This window comes from Maridesulfovibrio sp. (assembly GCF_965230075.1).
In the GTDB taxonomy this organism is placed as follows: Bacteria; Desulfobacterota; Desulfovibrionia; order Desulfovibrionales; family Desulfovibrionaceae; genus Maridesulfovibrio.
In genome coordinates, this window is record NZ_OZ245945.1 from 2,198,894 (window position 1) to 2,219,913 (window position 21,020).

Here is a 21,020-nt window from a genome sequence, read left to right on the forward strand (position 1 = left end):
ACACTACGTCCGTTCACAGGATGGACACCTTATCAGGTAAAAAAGTTATGTTGAAACGTCAGTTAAACAAATAACCGCAACGATTGATTTTCAAAAATTAAAACTTATAACCCTACAGAAACATGAAATAATACCTGCTCCCGTTTTGTCAAACCACAAACCGTTATTAATTACATTATACATAAAAATTAATAGCTGGCGACAAGGAAGAAAAAGCTTCATAGCCCAAAAGAGAACAGTGTATCCTCCCCAAATATAGCTTCAACCTTTATTTCCAAAAAATCAGGCAACTCCATTTTTGACTACAGGCAGGGAGACAACAAATTTTGTCCAGTTTCCCAGTGATGAATATACTTCCATCTTACCTTTATGCAGATCGGTTATAATAAAATATGAAATAGCCAGACCAAGACCGGTCCCCTCTCCTACTTTCTTGGTGGTGTAAAAAGGTTCAAAAATACGCTTACGAACGTTCTCATCCATACCTTGCCCGTTATCTTCAATTTCGATATTAACCCAGCCCTCGTTTTTATATGCCCGAAGTATAAACTTGGGGCCTCCATTTTCGTAGGCCTTAGAGGTCATGGATTGGGCACTGTTTTTCAAAAGATTCAAAAAGACCTGCTGAATCTCGCTGCCTTCGCAAAAAACAGTTGGAATACTACCTTCATACTCACGTACTATTTCGATTTTTTTGAAATCATATTTAGTCGAAAGGTTATATTCGTTGTCTGCAAGTTCAACTGTATTATTCAAAAGTTCAGACAGATCATGCTTTTTGAAATTATCCTGATTCTTACGGCTGAAGCTAAGCATATTCCTGACAATTTTCCCGGCCCGATCCACAGATGCTGTTATACCACTAATGATCTTGGGAATATCCCGGTCATGCATATACCCATGCAAATCATCAAGACTGATATTTCTGGCCTCGGCAACCCTCTTGTTTCCCGGCAGATCGCCTAATACACGTCTGGTGATATTCTGGGCCCCTTGTGCAATTACCCCAAGTGGATTGTTGATTTCGTGGGCCATGCCCGCAGCAAGACCTCCGACGGAAAGCATCTTCTCATTCTGGACCAGCATATCTTCGAGTCTGACCCGCTCACTAACATCTTCAATCTGAACGACAACACCATCCTGTTTACCAGCCGAAAGAGGATAAATCATGATATCATCGTAATAAATATCACCATCTTGCCTGCGTGCTACTCTTGGATCAGTCCAGACCTTTTTACTGCTCAGGGACTCCCTGACCTGTTCCATGTATGGTGAAAGCCGGGGAAAAACATCTTCAACATGTTTTCCCATTGCCTGCGCATCACTGATCCCAGAAACTTCCGCAGCTTTCCTGTTCCAGTGGGTGACCCGCCCTTCACTATTCATACCGACCAGAATGGCAGGCATAGAATCGATGATACTTTTCAATTGATTGCGTAAATACCTGTTCTCCTCAAGAGAATTTTTCAATTCAGTGATATCGGTATGGGTGCCAATCATACGAACGGCCTTCCCCGACTCTTCTCTTTCCACGGCATTACCGCGTCCGAGAATCCATAGCCATTTGCCATCTTTGGCCTGCATACGAAATTCGACTTCAAAATTTTCTATTTCATTATTGATACACTTACTATTCACACTGAAAGCACGCACACGATCTTCCTCATGAATAAGATCAATCCATGAATCAACATGTGAAGGCATCTCATTTTCGCCATATCCGAGCATAGCCTTGTATCCGGGGCTGTAATACACGTCATCTGTCTTGATATTCCAATCCCAGACGCCATCCTTGTTGGCAGCCATGGCAAGAGCAAAGCGTTCTCTACTTTGTCGAACCTGCTCTTTTGCATTGCGCAATTTCATATAAGCGATAGATAGAGCGATTGAAAAAACAAGCAACGCCGCAATAACAAAAAGCCCTGAAATAATCTCGAACTTATGGACTCCCCATACCGACTCTTTCTCATTCAAGATGAGGGAATCAGGGGGTAATATGGAATCTTTAACTTTAAACCGATCAAGCACAATACGGTCGAAAATATACCTGTTGGCATCCCCACCTTCCACAACAGGAATGTCTTTGACCGACTTGCCATTTAAAATATCAAGAGCGATACGTCCCGCGATAGCGCCCTGCTCATAGTGCGAAATGACCTTTCCACCAATAATCCCTTCCCCGATGCCATGCTCATAGAGATGAAAAACAGGGCGACTGCTGCTTGAAACAATCTCTTGCAATCCTTCCTCAAAAGATTTTGCAACCCCATCCTTATCCCTATATGCAGCGAGTAACAGGACAGCACTATTGGCAGAAAGTCTGCCAAGGACCTCTTTCATTTCCGCCCAGTTCATCCTGTTTAAGGGAATTTCAACAAGCTTGAAGTCGGAAAAGTCTTTACTCAAACTATTGGCTGAATGTAAATCGGCCTGCCCGCTTGGGGTTGCATCAACAATCAGATAAATAGTCTTAATTCCGGGAATTAAATCTACGATTGCCTGCAAATTTTCCCGCATGGAAACAGCCTCGATAACTCCGGTAACATTATCGTTATTATCCATGGAACGGGCCAGATCCTGATCATTCACGCCGCAAAAAACAATGGGGATCTGCGGGAAAAGTTCCTTTTTATTTTTCAATATAAAATTCAGAGCATTATCATCAGAAGTAACGACCACATTATACTTATCTAAAGAAGCGAGTTTCATCTTGAGCATGTTGCGAAAAGTGGAGAGACTCTTTTTATTCATGAATCGCTTGGAATCCATGAATTCAACATCAAGATGGACTCCTGCAGGGCCAAGCACCGACTTGAGACCATCAATCTGTTTAAAAAAAGTTGGAAATCCGGGGTGATAAGAGCTGACAAGTAAAACCTGAGGACTTACAGCTGAGGCAATTGGGCAAAAAGAGACAAGCGCAAAAAATGCGAATGCAACAATTAGTATGATCTTCTTCATGTACTCGCCGACCTGAAATAAAATTTGAGATTCACCAACTTCAATACTTCATTACTTAAATAAAGCCAATCCCCTAAAATTAAAAACATCCTTCCTCGTAATAATTCTTTGGCACTGAGCAAGTATAAAACAAAAAGCCCCCGATCCAGAAAGGATCGGGGGCTTCATAAAAGCTGATATAGATATTAGCTATGCACTTTTCACTTCATTATGGAAAAACAGAATGGGTTCCATTCCATTTTCAACAACACTCTTATTGATCACGCACTCTTTAACACCACTCATGGAGGGGAGTTTGTACATGATATCAAGCATGATGGATTCAAGCACATTGCGAAGACCGCGGGCACCGGTTTTACGCTCAACAGCTTTAGCTGCAATAGCTTTCAGCGCATTGGCAGTAAAAGTCAGGCGCACGCCGTCCAGTTCAAACATTTTCTTATACTGCTTTACCAGCGCGTTCTTGGGTTCCTGAAGAATTCGTACAAGATCTTCTTCGCTAAGCTCGGAAAGTGCTGTCTGAACCGGAATACGACCGACAAATTCGGGAATAAGACCGAATTTAACCAGATCCGCAGGTTCTGCCTTGGAGAAGAGCTCGCTGATGCCCTTATCGGACTTCTGCTCTACCTTGGCACCGAAACCGATACCGGAACCGGACATGCGCTGCTGCACGATGGTATCCAGACCGATAAATGCACCGCCGAGGATGAACAGGATATTGGAGGTATCGAGCCTGATGAACTCCTGCTGAGGATGCTTACGACCACCCTTGGGAGGAATGTTGGCTTCGGTTCCTTCAATGATCTTAAGCAGAGCCTGCTGCACACCTTCACCGGAAACATCACGGGTGATGGAAGGACTGTCACCCTTGCGGGAAATCTTGTCGATCTCATCAATGTAAATGATTCCACGGGATGCGGCGTCAATGTCATAGTCAGCGTTCTGCAGAAGCTGCACGAGAATGTTTTCAACATCCTCACCCACGTAACCTGCTTCGGTCAGTGTGGTGGCATCCGCAATGGCAAAGGGGACTTTAAGAACTCTTGCCAGAGTCTGAGCCAGCAGGGTCTTACCGGAACCGGTAGGTCCGATAAGCAGGATGTTGCTCTTATCGATTTCAACATCATCAGTGCCGCTGGACTGGGTGTAGTACACACGCTTATAGTGATTGTGAACAGCTACAGCCAGAATCTTCTTGGGATGTTCCTGACCGATTACATATTCATCAAGCAGTTCTTTGATTTCCTGTGGAGACAGGAGCTTACCTGCATCAAACTCCTCACCGACCGCTTCCTGAGCCATGATGTCGTTACAAAGCTGGACACACTCGTCGCAGATGTAAACATCAGGTCCGGCGATCAGACGCTGCACCTCATCCTGAGATTTGGAGCAAAAGGAGCAATGAAGGTCCTGTCCTGAACCTTGGTTTTCATTACTCATCAGGAATTAACCTTCCTTGGATTCAATATTTCCGCGATTCTCCAGAACCTTATCGATGAGGCCGTATTCAACAGCTTCCTCTGCGGACATGAAGTTATCGCGATCCGTATCCTTCTCAATCTCTTCTACAGTTCTGCCTGTGTTTTCGGCCATGATAGAGTTGAGGGATTTTCTAAGTCTTAAAATTTCACGGGCCTGAATATCAATGTCAGTAGCCTGACCCTGAGCACCGCCCAAAGGCTGGTGAATAAGGATGCGGCTGTGCGGCAGGGAGTAACGCTGCCCTTTCTCACCTGCGCTGAGCAGGAAAGCGCCCATGCTGGCAGCCTGACCCATACACAGGGTAGCCACCGGAGCGGAGATATACTGCATTGTATCGTAAATAGCCATACCGGCAGTAACTACACCGCCGGGAGAGTTGATATACATGTAGATTTCTTTGTCAGGATCTTCAGATTCCAGAAAAAGAAGCTGTGCGCATATAACACTGGCAACATGGTCATTAACTTCGCCGCTGAGCAGGATGATTCTATCCTTGAGAAGACGGGAATAAATATCGTAAGCGCGCTCTGTGCGCCCGGTAGTTTCAACAACAATAGGTATGGTTCCAGACATCTATATCTCCCGGAAATATTTATTTATAAAAGGGAATTGAAATTAATGAAAAACCGCCCGATCCGGTACGGATAATCACTTGATAATTCATCCTAATCATTTGAATGCTTGAGTACAAGCACAAATCCGGCGGGTCAAACTCTACAACTTGTTAACTGCATATAGAATTATTAACAACCCGTTTTCAAAAAAAATCAAAAGGCGGCGCGGTAAGAGAACCGCGCCGCCTTACATGCTTATTCAACCGGTCGAGATTACTCTTCATCCTTCTTAACAGGATCGATTTCAGTAACGTCGGCGTTTTCGTAGATGAACTCAGCTGCTTTGTCAGCAAGGAGACGGTCCTTGAGGGGAACAATGAGGTTGTTCTCTTCGTAGTAGGACTTAACGGAGCTGAGATCCTGCTGGGTCTGCTGTGCAATCTGGTAGAGAGCACCTTCAACTTCCTGAGGCTCTACAGTAAGCTCTTCACGCTTTGCAACGTTGAGCAGGAAGATTTCAGTACGTACAGACTCTTCAGCCATGGGGCGCTGCTCTTCAGTCAGTTCTTCCATGGATTTGCCGAGAGACTCAAAGCTCTTACCGGAGCGCTCTGCGCGGCCGATAACGTCAGCAACCATACGCTGCAGACGGTCTTCCATAAGAGAAGGAGGCAGCTCGAAGTTGAGTTCTTTAACGATGCCGCTGATCAGCTTGGTCTGGGCTGCAGACTTGTTGAGCTGCTTGCGGTTTGCAGTGTAAGACTGCTTAACGATTTCACGCATTTTTTCAACGGATTCAAAACCGCCGGCCTGCTTAACAACGTCGTCGGTCAGTTCAGGCATTTTGCGTTCTTTAACAGCATGAACAGTAACCTTCATGGTTGCGGTCTTGCCTGCGAGATCGGAGTTGATGAAATCTTCGGGGAAGGTGATGTCGGTTTCACCGGACTCACCAGCTTTCAGGGTCTTAACGAACTCTTCGAACTCTTCGAGGGAGTGACCTTCACCGATAGGCAGGTCGAAGTTGTCAGCCTGTACGCCGGGGATGGGCTCGCCGTCCATTTCTGCGGAGAAAGTTACGGAAGCGAGTTCGCCGTCCTTAGCGGGGCGGTCTTCTTCGATGGGAGCGATTTTAGCCATGGACTGCAGGAGTCTGGTTTCAACGTCTTTCAGTTCGTCGTCGGAAACTTCTGCGCGCTCTTCTTCAACGGGAAGACCAAGGTAACCGGGAGTATCGAATTCGGGAACGATTTCGAACTTGATTACGTAGTTGAAATCTTCACCGCGAACGAGTTCTTTGGCGTCAACGTCAATCTTGGAAACGGGAACGAAGGACTGGCCGTTGAGGATATCGTTGATCTGGTAGTTGATCAGGTCGGTGGTAGCTTCGCTGATGATCTGTTTTTTGTACTTGGACTGGATAACAGAAGCAGGAACTTTACCCTTTCTGAAACCTTTAACCGGGGTCTGTACTTTGTACAGGGCAACGGTTGCATCCAGAGCTGCACCAACTTCCTCAGCAGGTACGGAAACTTTAATCTCTCTTTCTACCGCTGAAACTTCTTCAATATTAAAATCCATCTTAGGCATCCTCCTAGAAAATATATCCGCCATGCGCAAACCGCTTTGGCAGTTGTGTACTTTGGCTTGTGTCGGCCAACGTGAAGTCTTTCACATTATTCCAACAAAAGAACTGGGATTATTTAGGCAGTTTCCCCACAAAGTCAACCCCCTGAAAGGAGTTGATTCACAAATAATGAGGATAAATTGAACTTTTATCCCAAAATTACCGCCAGATGCCCTCTTACACCTATCATTAATAAATAAGGCGGAACCCCGGATCGGAATTCCGCCAAGCAAGGAGGAGATGCGTATTGATTAAAATTTATGCTGCAAGCTTCTGCTTGAGAGCATCACGTTTGGATTCAATACGTTCAATCAGGGCCGCCTGCCCTTTGTGGCCCGGATTGAGAAAACCTATGGCAAGATCATATGCATGTACTGCTTCTTCTACTTTACCGGACATCTGCAAGACAACAGCAAGGTTATTATGCAGGGTTGCTCGATGAATTTTCTTGGACTTGCACTGGGACATCAGGATGGCGGATTTCAAGTTGTTTTCCGCCTTTTTAAAATCACCTTTGTTACAAGCCTGCATACCTTCCCTATTCAACTGCCATGCTTTTCCGAGTTTGCACATGTTGCTCTCCTAAATATATTTAAATTTGTTTAAAAACTTTATTTTCCCTCTTGGCTGACTCGAAGATATTGAAAACGATTTTCAATGTCAAACATTAATTTGAAAAAATAAGCCACATCAGATTCGATGCGACTTATTTCCTGCTTTGCCTGCACTTACCCGGTGCACTCTTCAGAAGATTATCAGCCCTGACAGGCAAACCGGGAAGGCTGATTAGCCCCAAAAATCCTATCTGTAAAACGCACATACCATGCCGCAGACTGAACCTGAATAATGTAGGCCAAGGCTATAACGAGCGCCGCATCAGAACCTTGCGAACCAAAGGCATTTATGGCAATTGCCAGCGCAATAGAGAGGTTACGCATTACCGAACCATAGACAAGAGCAATAGCGTCACCTCGCGGCAGAAAAATCTTACCGATTATAGTGCTCAGGGTAAAATTGAACAGATAGAGAACCAACAGCGGGACAAGGATACTCAGCAACACTTCTGGAGCTGATGCAATTGTCCGCGCCTTTAAAGCAAGGGCCACAAATACGATCCCCAGTACACCAAGCGTAGATAACGGAGGGAATCTCGGACCTACTGACTTCTGAAATTCAGCCTGACCATACCTGTTAACCAGAAAACGCTGGGTCAGAAAGCCGAGAACCATGGGCAGAAACACAATGAACACAATCTGCTTGAAGACAGCCATCAAGTTGATCTCGATAGAAGCCCCCATAAGCATCTTTACAAAAAAAGGTGTCAGTAATGACCCAGCAATCAACCCGACCACAGTCATCTTCACTGCAGCGGACATATTCCCTTTGGCAAACCCAGTCCACGAAATGGTCATTCCGCTGGTAGGAACCAACCCCGCCAGCAGTAATCCGAGAGCCATGTAGGGCTTATCCGCAAAAAAATACATACCGAATCCAAAGGCAACAAAGGGAACTATCCCGAAATTGATCAACTGGGTAAGCAACTGGGCCTTGCCGTCACCGCCTTCAAAAACCTTTTTAACTTTAAGGGTAACCATCATGGGATAGACCATCAAAAAGGTAAATGGAATGATCATGGATTTCAGCCATGCGGGATCAAAACTCAAGCCGTAGATAAATCCGGCAATCATCATCACCGGAATGGCCAGGATTAAATTCTTTGTAATTTTCTGCAAAATAGTCCACATATCTTTCTCCAATTCATTAAAGTTCATTTCATTGCCCTACCCCGCTCTCATGAGTTAAAAACTAGCTCATACGATTCATTCGAACATTGACCTCGATCAACAGAACCTATTTTTGGATAAACTATGAATAGAAAAGACATCGAACAGGAAATCAGCGAATTAACCCTTTTTGCCAAATTAAAGAAAGAGCAGCTGGAAAGGCTTTCCAGCCACGCAGTAATAAATGAAATCCCCAAGAAATCTGTTTTCTTCAGCGAGGACAAAACATCTAAAGGGCTGCATGTGCTGCTGAGCGGAAAAGTTAAGCTCTTCAAGATATCCGACGAAGGCAAGGAACAGACAATCTTCGTATTCGGCCCCGGGGAACCATTCTGCTTGTGTTCGGTATTTTCTGATGGCGTGCTTCCGGCCAATATGAGTGCACTGGAAGACAGTCGGGTTCTTTTCATTAATACTGATGAATATGAAAAACTGGTTCAGGAAGATCCCACCATCCTGATGCAGATGATGCGGGTTATGTCCAGACGGCTCAAGGACGCCATGGAGATGATCGACTCCCTATCACTCAAGCAAGTCCCTTCAAGGCTCGCCGCCTACTTTCTTAGCCGCGAGAAGGATGGCTTAGTAAGCATGGACATATCCTACCGCGAACTATCCAAGATCATCGGTATCACCCCGGAAGCGCTTTCCCGGACCATAAAAAAAATGAGTGCAAACGGTTTAATAAATGTAGATGGAACTGAAGTCAGAATCATCAACCATGAAGAACTCAGCCGTTGCCGGGAAGGAGGATGCTTGCGCTAAGGCAAATATAAGCGACTTGAGCAACTTTGTACTATCCGGAAAAAGCCGGCCTATGTCAGTTTCTACTCATACTGAAAATGAGGAGAAAATCTTATGAACATACTGGCATTTCTGGCCTACAGCATAGTGGTGACATTCACCCCCGGCCCCTCGAACATTGTAATCTTTTCCACGGCGCAGAACCACGGCTACAAAAAAGCACTTGAATTCGTGGCCGGAGCAACCATAGCTTTCGGCATATTGCTGACCCTTTCCGCTGCCCTGAACAGCTACCTGTTTGCCCTGATGCCGCAGGTCCAAACTGTCATGGCGATTATCGGGACAGCTTACATGCTCTATCTCGCATGGAAAATCCTGCACATGGATGACGGCGGTAATACCGACCAAAGCGGAGGATTCATGAGCGGGTTCACCATGCAGTTCATCAACCCCAAAGTAGTGCTCTTCACCCTGACTGTCATCGGCAGCTTTGTGATACCTGCCTTTTCCGATCCACTGGACATTGGCCTGTACGTACTTATACTTACTTTCATCGGCTTCTGCGCCTACAGCTCATGGGTTGTACTGGGAGCACTCTTCCGACGTTACCTGCGTCCTTATCAGAAACAGGCAAACATCATTCTCTCACTGACCATGATCTACTGCGCCTGGTCCATTTCCGGACTGCAAAACCTGCTCTAAAAAACACTAGCTATGCGGGAATTCAACTACACACATCACGAAGACCTGACCGTCCTTTCTGCCAGATTTGATGAGTTCAAATATAGGAAACACTCCCATGAAGAATACGCCATCGGGGTGACTCTGAAAGGAATTCAAAAATACTGGCTGGAAGGAGAAATGCTCTATTCAAAACCGGGAGGAATCATGCTTTTCAGCCCGGAACAATTGCATGACGGATGTTCCGGTGGGGAAACAGGCCTTGAGTATGTAATGACCTACATCCCCCGGAAACTGTTTGAGAAAGTGTCCGGCAAAAAGGATGTAATGAAATTCTCCGCCCCAATAATCAATGATCCAAAGCTGGCAGCAAACATAGTCAACCTGACCCGCTCCATTGAGTCAGGCAAAGGCGACCTGCTGACCAGCGAACTGATCATGGGCGTAATAGACCGGGCAGCAAACACAGAGGAAGAAAGGCGCACGCCCCGCAATTACAAAGCCGTACACCGTGCTGTAGAAATGATACATGACAATTTTGAAGCACCGCTGAAGCTGGATGAAATCTGCAAGGAAGTGCAGATGTCCAAATTCCATTTCATCCGCCAGTTCAAGGCCGTAAAGGGACTTTCGCCCTACCAGTTCTTCTTAAGTTGTAGAACCGAGCAAGCTAAAAAGCTCCTTGATAATGGCGAAGAATTATACTCAGTGATGGTCAATTGCGGTTTTTACGACCTCTCGCACTTCAACCGCCAATTCAAAAGCGTCTACGGGCTTACCGCAAACGCTTATGCTCAACTGCTTAACAAATCCGGCTAGATCAATCACTTATATCGAAATCACCGCCGGAATCGAAATCACCGGAATCAAAATCCGCATCAACATCCCCTGAATCCATGTCGTTGTCATCAGAGTCATGCATGGTGGATGCAATGTAATGTGCTTGGGCAAGCCCCATTCCCATAGCAACATCTTCGTCATCTTCCCGACGGCGCATATAAGCCGCCATACGCTTGCCCCGGCGATACATTTTGCGCATAGCCCACCAAATCAGCAACCCGCAGAATGTTAGTAACCCGCCCATAAAAAACATAGCCAGCGCATCATCCGAGCCCATATCCGGCTCCAGAAAACCCGCAACAATTAATAAGGCTCCCGGGAAAAACAAGATTGAACCGAGAAGAAAAAGAATAACAACCCTGATCCTTATTCCCCAACTGACTGCCATACGCACTCTCCTTGCTGAGATTATTAGGTCTCATTGCAAGGATAACACATTTCGGCTCCCAGCTCACGGATTATGGAAACAAAAAAACCGCTCCCTTGCTGAAGGAGCGGTTTTGTCTTGCAATCTTTTGCAGGTCTATTTCTTCATATCGCCCTGTTTCTTAGGCAGCTCGTAATGGTCAACCTTGCCGGAAAGCATATCCAGCAATTTATAAATACGTACTTTGCCCTTTTCCCATTTGTAGCCATCCCACTTTCCGATATCCAGCCAAGCCCGGCCAGCTTCAGAGCCGTCATGGTACGCGGTGAGCTTTGCATCAGCCAGGTACAAACCGACCATCCACGACCAGCGCCCCTCGTACTCAAGGGTCCATTCACAAATATCCACGGAAGTACCCTGTGGATAAACGTCCGGGGTAATCCCTTGTTCGCGCAGCCATTCCTTGATGGTTGTTTTAAAAGCTTCGCGGGTATCATCATGTTCAATGATGCAAACCTTCTCCGCCTGCAAAATTTCCGGGACAGGCTCATTCACAACATCAATTGAAGAGCACCCCGCCATAACAACAAGAAAAACAAGAACAAAATAAAACTTTAAATACTGCAAAATACCCCTCACTCATTTTTTAAGCCGGAATATAATGGTTACACTTTACGGTCAAGAGTATCTCCCAAAAAGTGAAACAGGTCGCACTGTATAAACAATGCGACCTGCTTCGGACAATGGAGTACGGGACTGTACTAGGAAGAAAGCTGTTTAATTAAAGTATTAAGTTCATCACTCATCCTGACAAGCTCGGAGCTGGCATCATTGGCGGCATGCATGCCTTCCGCTGTCTGGGCGGCGATAGAGTTAATGTCATCAACTGCCCGGTTAATCTCTTCACTGGTAGCTGACTGTTGCTCCGCCGCAGTTGCGATTGACTGGACCTGATCAGAAGTACCATTGACAATTTCCGCAATCCTTTCAAGCGTCTGTCCGGAGCTGTGCGCTATTTCAGTAGACTGATCCACGGCATCGCTTGCCAGCCGCACTCCTTCAATGGAACGCTGCGCACCATCCTGAATGGCCTTAATGGCAGTGCCCACCTCATCGGTAGCGGTCATGGTTTTTTCCGCAAGCTTGCGGACTTCATCAGCAACAACCGCAAATCCACGTCCGGCTTCACCGGCCCGGGCGGCCTCAATTGCTGCGTTCAGGGCCAACAGGTTTGTCTGATCGGCAATATCCTGAATAACTGTTATAACACTTCCCACGGAATCTGTCTGCTTTCCAAGATCACTCATGAATGTGCCCAGATTCGTGGCATGTGTGTTCATGGTTTCAATGGATTCAACCAGCTTGCGGCCTTCATTCTGGCCTTCATGGGCATTGTCAGCAGCGGCAGTAGCATTGTCCGCCGCATCAACAGCATTGCGGGCAACTTCAAGAGTTGTGCTGTTCATCTCTTCCATGGCCGAAGCGGTTTCAGTGATACGCTCAGACTGCAAAGCTGCCCCCTTGGCCGCTTCTTCAATCTGGGAAGCGATCACCCCGGCAGCGGAATTAACCTGCCCGGTGATATCAACCAACTCGGCTGCAACATTAGCAACCCTTTCGGAGTTTTCCTGAATTTCACGCTGTTGCTGCTTTACTTCTGTAAGATCAAAGTAAATGGTCAACGCACCGCATAAATTATCATCAAGGTCGTAAAAAGGCTCACCGGAAAACTGCAATTCGTGGAGTCCACCGTCCCCCTCAAAAGAAGTCTCACCTTCAATCCTGATGCCCTCGCTTACAACACGATCAGTCCTTGTTTTACGGGAGTTATCTCCATAAACATAACCTCCAGTGGTCAGGCCGTAATAGTCCTCAGGTTTGCCCTTTTTACCGGAAATTTTAAAAAGCCTGTTACCAACAAAATTAACTTTGGCCTCGGCATCACAGGTCATGAAAGGATACGCCTCGGCAATGGCATTAAGCACCCCTTCTGAAAAACCGATCCTTTTTTTCAATGCATCAATAGTAATACAGACCTGTTCGCCAAGCTGGCCGAGATCCCCTTCACAGGATTCAGGTCTATTAGAGTTGAAGTCTCCTTCTACAACTCCCTTCAAATACTTGGCAATGGCATCTGATTTTTTTGCAGCCCCTTTACTCACCATCTGGACAGTAAATATTCCTCCCAGCATGACAATCGCAAAAACAGATACAGCCGCAATCAGTAAAATTGATTTCAAATCAGTTCCGAATTCCGCAGCAGCATAAACTGACAACGCCCCCAGAACAGCACACACACCAACCCCAATCAGCAATTTGATCTTCATAACACCCTCTGCCTCAAAAGGTTCAAAAGAAAATAACCACCCCAATGGAATATATTTTTCAGATGAGCATTAATGAACAGCACCACCCGCTCAACACGCGATTCCGAAAAAGTTATTTTCGAAATTACTCAATCAAACCACTTGAGTCAATAAATTGTAACATTTTAACTGCACAAAATGTCACATTCAGAAAATTATTGAAGATTTCATAACGCTAAATACTACAACCATGCCCATGGAAAGGGGTCCACTAAATCGCAACTAACGCAAAACAATATAATTCTTCCCAAATTTCATAAAACATATCATGAAATAAAGGAGTTTTTCCTTGACAGATCAGCACAGTGATGGATAGTAAAACGTTCTGCGCGGGCAATTAGCTCAGTTGGATAGAGTGTCAGCCTCCGGAGCTGAAGGCCACAGGTTCGAATCCTGTATTGCCCGCCAATTATTTCAATAGGTTACAGTAAAAAAGTAATAGTTTGCTAAACTTTACTCACCTTTTTACTCACCTTTTTTTTCAAGCCTGCTCACCTGAGCAGGCTTTTTTCATGTCCTTTAACTGAATCACCTTGCCCGTTCCGAACACCTTATCCAGCTCCACCCGCGCGCCGCGAATTGAATGAACATAGTTCGCTGTCACGATTGGTGACTTATGGCGAAGGATGGCCTGAATATCTGCCATGGGAACCATTTTGCTATCTAATATAGATGCGGTCAGATGGCGGATGGCGTGGAAACCAAACGGCTTTACCCCTGCCCTTTCACACATTCTGTCCATCATCTTGTTGACGCTGGAATAAGGTTTCCCGGTCTTCGGGTTAACAAAGACATGTTCAGCGAACGGAAAGGATTGCTTTTGCCTCTCCAAGTGCGCTTGTAGCTCTTCACATAGAATCCCGGTCATTGGTATCCAATCATACTCTACCCCGCCCTCACGCTTTGCAGTCCATAAACGAATTTTACGCGCGCTGAAGTCAAGGTCTTCTTTCTTCAGGTTCAACACTTCGGATTTGCGGGCCGCAGTATGCAGGTAGGCTAGCAGGAGGGTCTTTCGATGCGGCTCGTACTGATAAACTCCGGTGACGTGCGTGGAACCATCCGGCACCTGATCCGCTATATCGTAGACTTCCCAAAAGTCGTCTTCTGGCGGAACGTACCGGGGCTTTCTGGTTTCCTTGTATCGCTCAACATCCCAAGGGCAGTCTCCGAAAACTAAGCCGGCCTTTTTACCCCACGCCCACATTCTTTTAATGTGACGAAGGTAGCGGTTAGCTCTTGCTCCGGTTTTCGTTTTCGAAATGCGATCAAGGAATTTTCGGACCGTTTCATGGTCCAGATTTGAGGCAGGTTTTAACGGCTGCACGCCGGGCGCGTTAAGCAGTTCTTTAAGCACCAGCTTTTTATCCTGAAACCAGCGTTTGCTGATTCCTTTAGCTTCCTGTGCTTCAAGGTGACGGATTGCTAGACTGTGCAATGAGATCGTAAGGGTCGGGGTCTTGCAGCACTCTTTCAGCTTCTGCCGCATCAAAGCTTCCCAATCCAAAGCTTCCTTCTTGTTCTTGCACTTCCGTTCTTTGCGCTTCCCGGTAGGCGTAGTGATCCGTCCGAACCACACCTGCTTCCCGGTCTTCTTGTTCTTTCGCTGTATTGGCATTGTCGTTTCCTCGGTTCTTGAGGCAGGCGACCATGTTATTTTCAAAGAACACCCATTCTTTTCCCATTTTGACGCCCCCAAGGGCTTCAGCGTTTCTATATGCCCAGTTTTTAGATTTATCAAACTCGGCTGCGTGACCAGCATAAAGCGGTCACCTATAACCGCAGTGATTGCCGTTACCTTAATGACGAGCGGCACGCTGAAGCTCCGGAGCTGTTGCAGGCTCTGACTCCGGCCTTCGGAGACATGGCCGAATACGCAGCTCCAAACCTCAAGTCCAAGGCTTTCAACTCCAAAAAAGTCACCGCGCACCATGCCATCATCCCGACCATGAATGTTCCGGAGCTGGGCAAGCTGACCGAAGACGAGCGGCGCATTTATGAGCTAATCGTGAAGCTTTATATTGCTCAGTTTTATCCTCCAGCAGAATTTGTGGCCACAAAAGTGGAACTGGAAATAGCCGGCCACAAATTCAAGGCTGAAGGCAGACTGAACAGCTCACCGGGCTGGCGGCTGCTGGATGAGCAATATCTCAAAGATTACGAAAAATCTGAGAAACAACCAGAGCTGCACAAACTCCAGCAGAATGATTCCGGCACCGTTGAATCCGCCGAATCAATGAAGTCTTTCACCAAGCCCCCGGCACGCTACACCATGAAAAGTCTGCTCAAGGATCTCACCTCGGTCGCTAAATATGTGACCGACCCGGAAATCAAGAAGCTGTTTATGGACAAGGACAGCGACAAGCAAGACGAATCCGGCGGAATTGGAACTCCGGCCACACGCGACTCGCATATTGAAACGCTCTTCAGGCGTGGCTTTGTGGCTGAAAAAAGCAAGAAGGTCATCAGCACCGAGCTGGGCCGTGAATTCCATGATGCCCTGCCGGAATTCGCAGTTAAACCGGACATGACCGCTCTATGGCACGAGAAGCAAAAGCAGATCGAAGCCGGCGAATTGAATTACCTCCAGCTCATCGAGGAGGTGGACGGTTCCGTTGCTCAGGAAATCGCGCGCGTCAAACGCGAAGGCATAAATATCAAGAGCAATGCTGTCCAATGCCCCAAATGCAAAACCGGATTCCTGAAGCCCCGCAAAGGACCGAAAGGTAAATTCTGGGGCTGCTCCGCATATCCCGATTGCAACGCAACCTTTCCCAATAAAGGCGGCAAGCCGGATCTCAAGACCAAGCCTGCCAATAAGCTGAAAGTATCCGAAGAACACAAATGCCCAGATTGCGGCAAAGGTCTGATCCGCAGGCCAGCCAAGCGCAAAGGCTTGTTCTGGTGGAGTTGCAGCGGCTTTCCTGAGTGTAGGTTCCGCTGCTTTGATGAGAAAGGGAAACCTAAACTAGAGAGCTAACCCTCAAACCCAAGGAGAACAAATGAGCCAAGACGAAATCAAAAAACACCTAAACGAACAGGCCGATCAGCTCGACCGGGAAATGACTGAAAATCCCGGCGCAGCCATCGAGGTTGATCCGGAACTGGCCGACCACATGGGAGCCTTCGAAGAAGATGCGATTACGCTTGAAGAAGCGGAAGACGCTTCTTTTGATCCCTTCGACTCTGAAGAAATTGAAACGGAGGAATGACAGCATGGCAAAAGCTAAGATACCATATTATCAGAAGTTTGCCGACGACATCATCGATAAACTGGAAAAAGGAACTGCGCCCTGGCAAAGGCCATGGAAAGCTGGTGAATTCCAGCCGGCTTTCAACCCTGTATCCGGAGCAATCTATCGGGGAATCAATCAGGTCATGCTCAGTTCAGACGGACTAAATGATCCTAGATTCATGACCTACAAGCAGGCTGAATCAAAAGGCTGGCAGGTTCGTAAGGGCTCAAAGTCTCAGACCATAGTCTTTTGGCAGATGTCTCAAGTCAGCGTTGTGAAGGACGAAGACGGCAAGCCGGAACGGGACGAAGATGGCAACGTAAAGGCCGAACGCATCCAACTTGAAAAACCGATCCTGCGTTTCTCCAATGTCTTCCACGCCAGCCAGATTGACGGAGTCCCTGAATGGGATGGCCGGGAAATATCGTGGAATCCCGACGAACGGGCTGAAGCTCTTCTGGAGAACTCCGGCGCAAGCATCACCCATGATCAACGCGACCGGGCATTCTACAGACCTTCGTCTGATGAAATCCACCTTCCCCCGCACGCGGCCTTTGATAGTCCCGACAAATACTACAGTACCGCTCTGCACGAGCTGGGACATTGGACCGGCCATGAATCACGGCTGGATCGTGAATTCGGTCCTTTCGGCTCGGAGATTTACGCCAAGGAAGAACTGCGTGCGGAAATAGCAAGCTGGATGACCAGTTCAGAACTCGGCATCAGCCATAATCCGGAACAACACGCCAGTTACGTGAAAAGCTGGGTCAAGGTTCTGAAGGAAGATCCTTATGAGATCGTCCGGGCCTGCCAGAGTGCTGAAAAGATCAAAGATTACACTTTAGGATTTGAGAAGGAACGCGGCAAGGAAGCAACCAAGGAGCAAGGCATGTCAGTTTCTGCCCCGGACAAGGCAAAGCTGGAACAACGCGAATCAAAATATGGAGTTCCGGAGAACGGCAAGACCTGGCTCAAAGTCCCCTTCTCTGAAAAAAATCAGGCAAAGCAACTCGGAGCCAAGTGGGATCAGACTCAAAAGATGTGGTTTGCCCCTGAAGGAGAAGACGTGCAAAAATTCGCTGCATGGCTACCGGAAAACAAAGCCGCAGCGCAGCAGAAAGAAAAACCGCAGGACCCCCGTCTTGCCACAGAAAAGACCTATCTCAATGCTCCCTATCGGGAAAAAGGACAGGCCAAGAAGCTCGGCGCACGCTGGGATAAATCCGAGAAGCTGTGGTTTGCTCCAACCGGAACAGACCTCAACCCCTTAGCCAATTGGCTGCCTAAGGAAAAGATCAACGCTCCGCAGACAAACGCCATGCAAGAATTTGCCAAAGCCCTGCAAGAAGCCGGACTTGATCTTCAGGGCCTGCAGCCGATCATGGACGGAACACTCCAGCGCATGCCGGTCATCGACGGCAAGCCCAATTCAAGGGACGGCGCATACAAGGGATTCCTTGATGCCCGCCCTGCAGGATTCATTCAGAATCACAAGACCGGCCTGAAAATGAATTGGAAAGCTGACGGCCTTGAACTTACCGCTGAAGAGAAATCCCAAATCAAGGCACAAGCTGCCCAGAAAAGGATTGAGCGTAAGAAAACCCTCGCCGAGCAGCGAGAAAAGGCTTCAAAGCGTTCCTTTGCCAAGTGGACCAACGCCAAGTGGGCCACCCAGCAGCAGGAAGACCTCACTAAAAAAGGTGTTTCGGGCTACGGGGTCAAGGTCAACGAGCGCGGGGATCTGCTTGTACCCGGTCGCGATGTGAACGGCCATATCCACACCCTGCAAACCATCACCCCGGAAGGCAAGCTCTTTGAAAAAGGCGGCCTGAAGGCGGGAATGTTCCACACAATTGATCCCGGCGAAAACATAGCCAAAGGCGGTCCAATCCTCGTTGCCGAGGGTTATGCCACTGCGGCCAGCGCGCACATGGCAAGCAACATGCCCACAGTTGTGGCTTTTGATGCTTCCAATCTTGAACCGGTCGCCAAGGCTCTAAAGGCCAAATATCCTAAAAGCTCAATAGTGCTGGTCAGTGACAACGACCATCACCTTGAAAAGAATGTCGGGGTTGAAAAAGCCGAAGCAGCAGCCAAAGCTGTAGGCGGTCTGATGGCAACCCCCAAGTTCAATGAAGCCGAAAAAGAGCAAGGCCTCTCCGACTTTAATGATCTGCACAAATCGCGCGGAATCGGCGAAGTGCAGAAACAAATGTCCCAGAGCATCAAAATGGCAAAATCCATGAAGGCAGGAGCACTGCCGCTGGCTATGGCAATGTAAATTAACAAGCGGGTCTGAGGGGGGCCGCTTAAATCACTTCTCCTGAGGTATGCTATGCATTTTATTCCAAAAAGGATTTAATACGAGCTTAAAGACAAGCCACCAAGCATAAATCCCATATTGTGAATTACAAAGCCTATGATCTAATAGGCCGTGCGCTACTTCATTTCTAAGATTTGCCCCTAGTGAACTACAAAAAAGAGCTTTTACTTCAAAAGCTAAATCATCCCCAAACACCTCACTCATTTCAGGCAACTCAACAAGGGTGCTTAATCCATTTTCATGTTCAATTCCTTGAGAATTCAAAGTGGTAGTCTTAGCCCCTGCATTCTTCAAATGAAAACGGACAATATTTTCAAGTTGAGGGCTTAACAGGTGAAGTGCAGTTGCAAAGTCATAATTATAACCTGCATTAAGTCCCTTAGCGACGAAATGTTCACGAAAAGGAGGTACAGCTGGAGATTGCTTTGCTAAACTAATAAAATCAGCTTCTTTAATTAGATGTTCAACATGTAATATACGAAGAGCAGGTACTAGATACCCACTAACAATCACCCCAACATTAATCCCATACTGCTGCATCATCGTCGAAAAAACAATTTCATCATCTACAGTTAAAGGAGTATCAATACTAGAGCTAGGAGTTCTAGCAATAACACGCCCTTCACGACTTACATGAGTCAAACCAAAGAATGAACTGAGTGGGTTATCCTCAATTTGTTTAATGGCAATATGAGAAATAGCAGAGAAACTCATCCACTCAGATAAGTTTGCGTAACATAAAAGAGCTTCGATAGCCTCTTTTCCTGAAACATGTTCTTCAGCACGCCTAGCTAAATCCGTAGCATTATAGCTAGGCCCTTGAAATGTTGTCATTTCACTTTCAACTTTTGATCCCGCTTCAGTCATTAGGGTATGAATTTCAGAGATCCTTTGGTCAACATTATACAAATCTCTTGATACACTCGGAATCATTCGCAGCGTATGGATTGCATTTTCATAAAAACCTGCAGCAACCAAATGACTCGGAGATTTACCTGCTTTGCGGGCATCAGCTTCATTAACCCATGTTTCAGCAATCATACAGATAAGCCGGTGTTTACCCTCTTTATCATCAAGACATTCATAACACCTTACAGCTGCTTCAAAAAAAGAACGTATTTTATGAAATTGTTGTGCTATGTAAGGAACTTGAGAAATTTCCTGAAGATGATCAACAATATCGCTATACTTACTGTTTCCTAATCTATTATCAAGCAACAAGTTTGTAAGCCATACGCCCAAAAAACCATCTTCAGCTGTAGAACTCAAAAGAGCAGTAATAATATCTTGTTCCACAAGCTCTAATCGATCTCCTGCTCCAGCTCTAAGCATTAAAATCAAATCAAGCATTCGATTCCAACACTCCTTTCCATCACGAACCCACTGTTCTTGAGTTAATGGTACGAGCTTGTATGCATCTATCGCCTTCAAAGCAAATTCAATCTTTCGCAGCCTTAGCCACGCGAGATCTGCAAGTCTCGCTTTAAGTAAATAAGATCCAACCTCATCAACTAAATCGGCAAAAAATAAAATCTCGTTTTGGGAAAAATCTTCTGGAATAGCAGAACGACGATCTCCAACAGAGATTAAGGGCTTGAATGGTTCAGCCCGATTTTCAGAATCTAACATCATTGAGCAAGCATCTGACAGCAACCAATATATCTTACCAAGCTTCTTGTTCCCTCTTTCAAGGGCCTCACTACTTGCCTCTGAAAATAACCGATACATAGCAGCATAGTTATTTTCTTGACATTTGCTGAGAATGGCCTCGCACTCATTTTTATCAAAATCTTGGCTTCTTAACTCAAGATCATCTAAAAACCTCTGAGTATCCATTACCCCCCCACACAGCAATACTGTTAATCAAAATAAGACATTGATACAGCCTATATATGGCAATGTAAATATCTTCAAATGAATTATAGAGTGTATCTGAGTCGTTGGATACTTTTCTGTTACAATCAGAAAAATTCGGTTGAGCTGGTCAAGAATAGATTGAGGACTGCTACGAGAGAAAGCTTACACTCTAAGAAACACCATACCGCAGTCTAT

Annotated in this window: 17 protein-coding genes and 1 tRNA gene; 7 read left to right on the forward strand and 11 right to left on the reverse strand. The window is 46.4% G+C overall.

Going from position 1 to position 21,020, the window contains the following annotated elements:
* Positions 1-282 precede the first annotated feature (282 nt).
* The 6 genes from ACO05Z_RS09960 to ACO05Z_RS09985 form a co-directional block, all read right to left on the reverse strand.
* A complete protein-coding gene (locus ACO05Z_RS09960) occupies positions 283-2,961 on the reverse strand; it encodes an ABC transporter substrate binding protein (RefSeq protein ID WP_421902028.1) in 2,679 nt (892 codons plus the stop codon).
* 189 nt (positions 2,962-3,150) lie between these two features.
* Positions 3,151-4,404 (reverse strand): ATP-dependent Clp protease ATP-binding subunit ClpX, encoded by a 1,254-nt coding sequence (clpX, locus tag ACO05Z_RS09965; RefSeq protein ID WP_421902029.1) that lies wholly within the window; start codon positions 4,402-4,404, stop codon positions 3,151-3,153.
* Positions 4,405-4,410: 6 nt separating this feature from the next.
* A complete protein-coding gene (clpP, locus tag ACO05Z_RS09970; RefSeq protein ID WP_421902030.1) occupies positions 4,411-5,019 on the reverse strand; it encodes an ATP-dependent Clp endopeptidase proteolytic subunit ClpP in 609 nt (202 codons plus the stop codon).
* Between the two features lie 254 nt (positions 5,020-5,273).
* Positions 5,274-6,581: a trigger factor gene (gene tig, locus ACO05Z_RS09975; RefSeq protein WP_421902031.1), complete on the reverse strand. Its 1,308-nt coding sequence runs from the start codon at positions 6,579-6,581 to the stop codon at positions 5,274-5,276.
* Positions 6,582-6,885: 304 nt separating this feature from the next.
* Entirely contained in the window at positions 6,886-7,200 is a 315-nt protein-coding gene (locus ACO05Z_RS09980) for a tetratricopeptide repeat protein (protein WP_421902032.1), read from the reverse strand.
* A 182-nt stretch (positions 7,201-7,382) separates the two neighbouring features.
* Positions 7,383-8,399 carry an arsenic resistance protein gene (locus ACO05Z_RS09985; protein ID WP_421902033.1) on the reverse strand — a complete coding sequence of 339 codons (1,017 nt, stop codon included), beginning with the start codon at positions 8,397-8,399 and terminating at the stop codon, positions 7,383-7,385.
* A 96-nt stretch (positions 8,400-8,495) separates the two neighbouring features.
* Here ACO05Z_RS09985 and ACO05Z_RS09990 point away from each other — a divergent pair, with 96 nt between their 5' ends.
* The 3 genes from ACO05Z_RS09990 (at position 8,496) to ACO05Z_RS10000 (ending at position 10,655) form a co-directional block, all read left to right on the forward strand.
* Positions 8,496-9,176 carry a Crp/Fnr family transcriptional regulator gene (locus ACO05Z_RS09990; RefSeq protein WP_421902035.1) on the forward strand — a complete coding sequence of 227 codons (681 nt, stop codon included), beginning with the start codon at positions 8,496-8,498 and terminating at the stop codon, positions 9,174-9,176.
* A 93-nt stretch (positions 9,177-9,269) separates the two neighbouring features.
* A complete protein-coding gene (locus ACO05Z_RS09995; protein ID WP_421902036.1) occupies positions 9,270-9,857 on the forward strand; it encodes a LysE family translocator in 588 nt (195 codons plus the stop codon).
* Between the two features lie 12 nt (positions 9,858-9,869).
* A complete protein-coding gene (locus ACO05Z_RS10000; RefSeq protein WP_421902037.1) occupies positions 9,870-10,655 on the forward strand; it encodes an AraC family ligand binding domain-containing protein in 786 nt (261 codons plus the stop codon).
* Between the two features lies 1 nt (position 10,656).
* Here ACO05Z_RS10000 and ACO05Z_RS10005 read toward each other — a convergent pair whose 3' ends face one another.
* The 3 genes from ACO05Z_RS10005 to ACO05Z_RS10015 all read right to left on the reverse strand — a co-directional run bounded on the left by ACO05Z_RS10005 (position 10,657) and on the right by ACO05Z_RS10015 (position 13,370).
* A complete protein-coding gene (locus tag ACO05Z_RS10005) occupies positions 10,657-11,064 on the reverse strand; it encodes a hypothetical protein (protein ID WP_421902038.1) in 408 nt (135 codons plus the stop codon).
* 135 nt (positions 11,065-11,199) lie between these two features.
* Positions 11,200-11,670, reverse strand: coding sequence for an Sbal_3080 family lipoprotein (locus tag ACO05Z_RS10010; protein WP_421902039.1), 471 nt, complete (start codon positions 11,668-11,670; stop codon positions 11,200-11,202).
* A 134-nt stretch (positions 11,671-11,804) separates the two neighbouring features.
* Positions 11,805-13,370 (reverse strand): methyl-accepting chemotaxis protein, encoded by a 1,566-nt coding sequence (locus ACO05Z_RS10015; RefSeq protein WP_421902040.1) that lies wholly within the window; start codon positions 13,368-13,370, stop codon positions 11,805-11,807.
* A gap of 370 nt (positions 13,371-13,740) precedes the next feature.
* Between ACO05Z_RS10015 and ACO05Z_RS10020 the strand changes: the two genes are divergently transcribed.
* Positions 13,741-13,817, forward strand: a tRNA-Arg gene (locus tag ACO05Z_RS10020).
* Between the two features lie 73 nt (positions 13,818-13,890).
* On the opposite strand, the gene ACO05Z_RS10025 is transcribed toward ACO05Z_RS10020, so the two are convergent.
* A complete protein-coding gene (locus ACO05Z_RS10025) occupies positions 13,891-15,027 on the reverse strand; it encodes a tyrosine-type recombinase/integrase (RefSeq protein ID WP_421902041.1) in 1,137 nt (378 codons plus the stop codon).
* Positions 15,028-15,156: 129 nt separating this feature from the next.
* Here ACO05Z_RS10025 and ACO05Z_RS10030 point away from each other — a divergent pair, with 129 nt between their 5' ends.
* From ACO05Z_RS10030 to ACO05Z_RS10040, 3 genes are read left to right on the forward strand one after another with little or no spacing between them, the layout of a single operon-like run.
* Positions 15,157-16,389, forward strand: a complete 1,233-nt coding sequence (locus ACO05Z_RS10030) for a DNA topoisomerase (RefSeq protein WP_421904181.1) — start codon at positions 15,157-15,159, stop codon at positions 16,387-16,389.
* A 22-nt stretch (positions 16,390-16,411) separates the two neighbouring features.
* Positions 16,412-16,621, forward strand: coding sequence for a hypothetical protein (locus ACO05Z_RS10035; protein ID WP_421902042.1), 210 nt, complete (start codon positions 16,412-16,414; stop codon positions 16,619-16,621).
* A gap of 4 nt (positions 16,622-16,625) precedes the next feature.
* Positions 16,626-18,926, forward strand: coding sequence for a zincin-like metallopeptidase domain-containing protein (locus ACO05Z_RS10040; RefSeq protein ID WP_421902043.1), 2,301 nt, complete (start codon positions 16,626-16,628; stop codon positions 18,924-18,926).
* Positions 18,927-18,959: 33 nt separating this feature from the next.
* On the opposite strand, the gene ACO05Z_RS10045 is transcribed toward ACO05Z_RS10040, so the two are convergent.
* Positions 18,960-20,804: a DUF4209 domain-containing protein gene (locus ACO05Z_RS10045; RefSeq protein WP_421902044.1), complete on the reverse strand. Its 1,845-nt coding sequence runs from the start codon at positions 20,802-20,804 to the stop codon at positions 18,960-18,962.
* Positions 20,805-21,020: the final 216 nt, after the last annotated feature.

Excerpts from the sequence above, each read along its gene's own strand:
- ACO05Z_RS09960 (WP_421902028.1), bottom strand. The coding sequence starts at position 2,961 with ATGAAGAAGATCATACTAATTGTTGCATTCGCATTTTTTGCGCTTGTC.
- ACO05Z_RS10035 (WP_421902042.1), top strand. The coding sequence starts at position 16,412 with ATGAGCCAAGACGAAATCAAAAAACACCTAAACGAACAGGCCGATCAG.
- clpP (WP_421902030.1), bottom strand. The coding sequence starts at position 5,019 with ATGTCTGGAACCATACCTATTGTTGTTGAAACTACCGGGCGCACAGAG.
- tig (WP_421902031.1), bottom strand. The coding sequence starts at position 6,581 with ATGGATTTTAATATTGAAGAAGTTTCAGCGGTAGAAAGAGAGATTAAA.
- ACO05Z_RS10025 (WP_421902041.1), bottom strand. The coding sequence starts at position 15,027 with ATGCCAATACAGCGAAAGAACAAGAAGACCGGGAAGCAGGTGTGGTTC.
- ACO05Z_RS10005 (WP_421902038.1), bottom strand. The coding sequence starts at position 11,064 with ATGGCAGTCAGTTGGGGAATAAGGATCAGGGTTGTTATTCTTTTTCTT.
- ACO05Z_RS10040 (WP_421902043.1), top strand. The coding sequence starts at position 16,626 with ATGGCAAAAGCTAAGATACCATATTATCAGAAGTTTGCCGACGACATC.
- ACO05Z_RS10045 (WP_421902044.1), bottom strand. The coding sequence starts at position 20,804 with ATGGATACTCAGAGGTTTTTAGATGATCTTGAGTTAAGAAGCCAAGAT.
- ACO05Z_RS09985 (WP_421902033.1), bottom strand. The coding sequence starts at position 8,399 with ATGAACTTTAATGAATTGGAGAAAGATATGTGGACTATTTTGCAGAAA.
- ACO05Z_RS10000 (WP_421902037.1), top strand. The coding sequence starts at position 9,870 with ATGCGGGAATTCAACTACACACATCACGAAGACCTGACCGTCCTTTCT.
- ACO05Z_RS09995 (WP_421902036.1), top strand. The coding sequence starts at position 9,270 with ATGAACATACTGGCATTTCTGGCCTACAGCATAGTGGTGACATTCACC.
- clpX (WP_421902029.1), bottom strand. The coding sequence starts at position 4,404 with ATGAGTAATGAAAACCAAGGTTCAGGACAGGACCTTCATTGCTCCTTT.
- ACO05Z_RS09990 (WP_421902035.1), top strand. The coding sequence starts at position 8,496 with ATGAATAGAAAAGACATCGAACAGGAAATCAGCGAATTAACCCTTTTT.
- ACO05Z_RS09980 (WP_421902032.1), bottom strand. The coding sequence starts at position 7,200 with ATGTGCAAACTCGGAAAAGCATGGCAGTTGAATAGGGAAGGTATGCAG.
- ACO05Z_RS10015 (WP_421902040.1), bottom strand. The coding sequence starts at position 13,370 with ATGAAGATCAAATTGCTGATTGGGGTTGGTGTGTGTGCTGTTCTGGGG.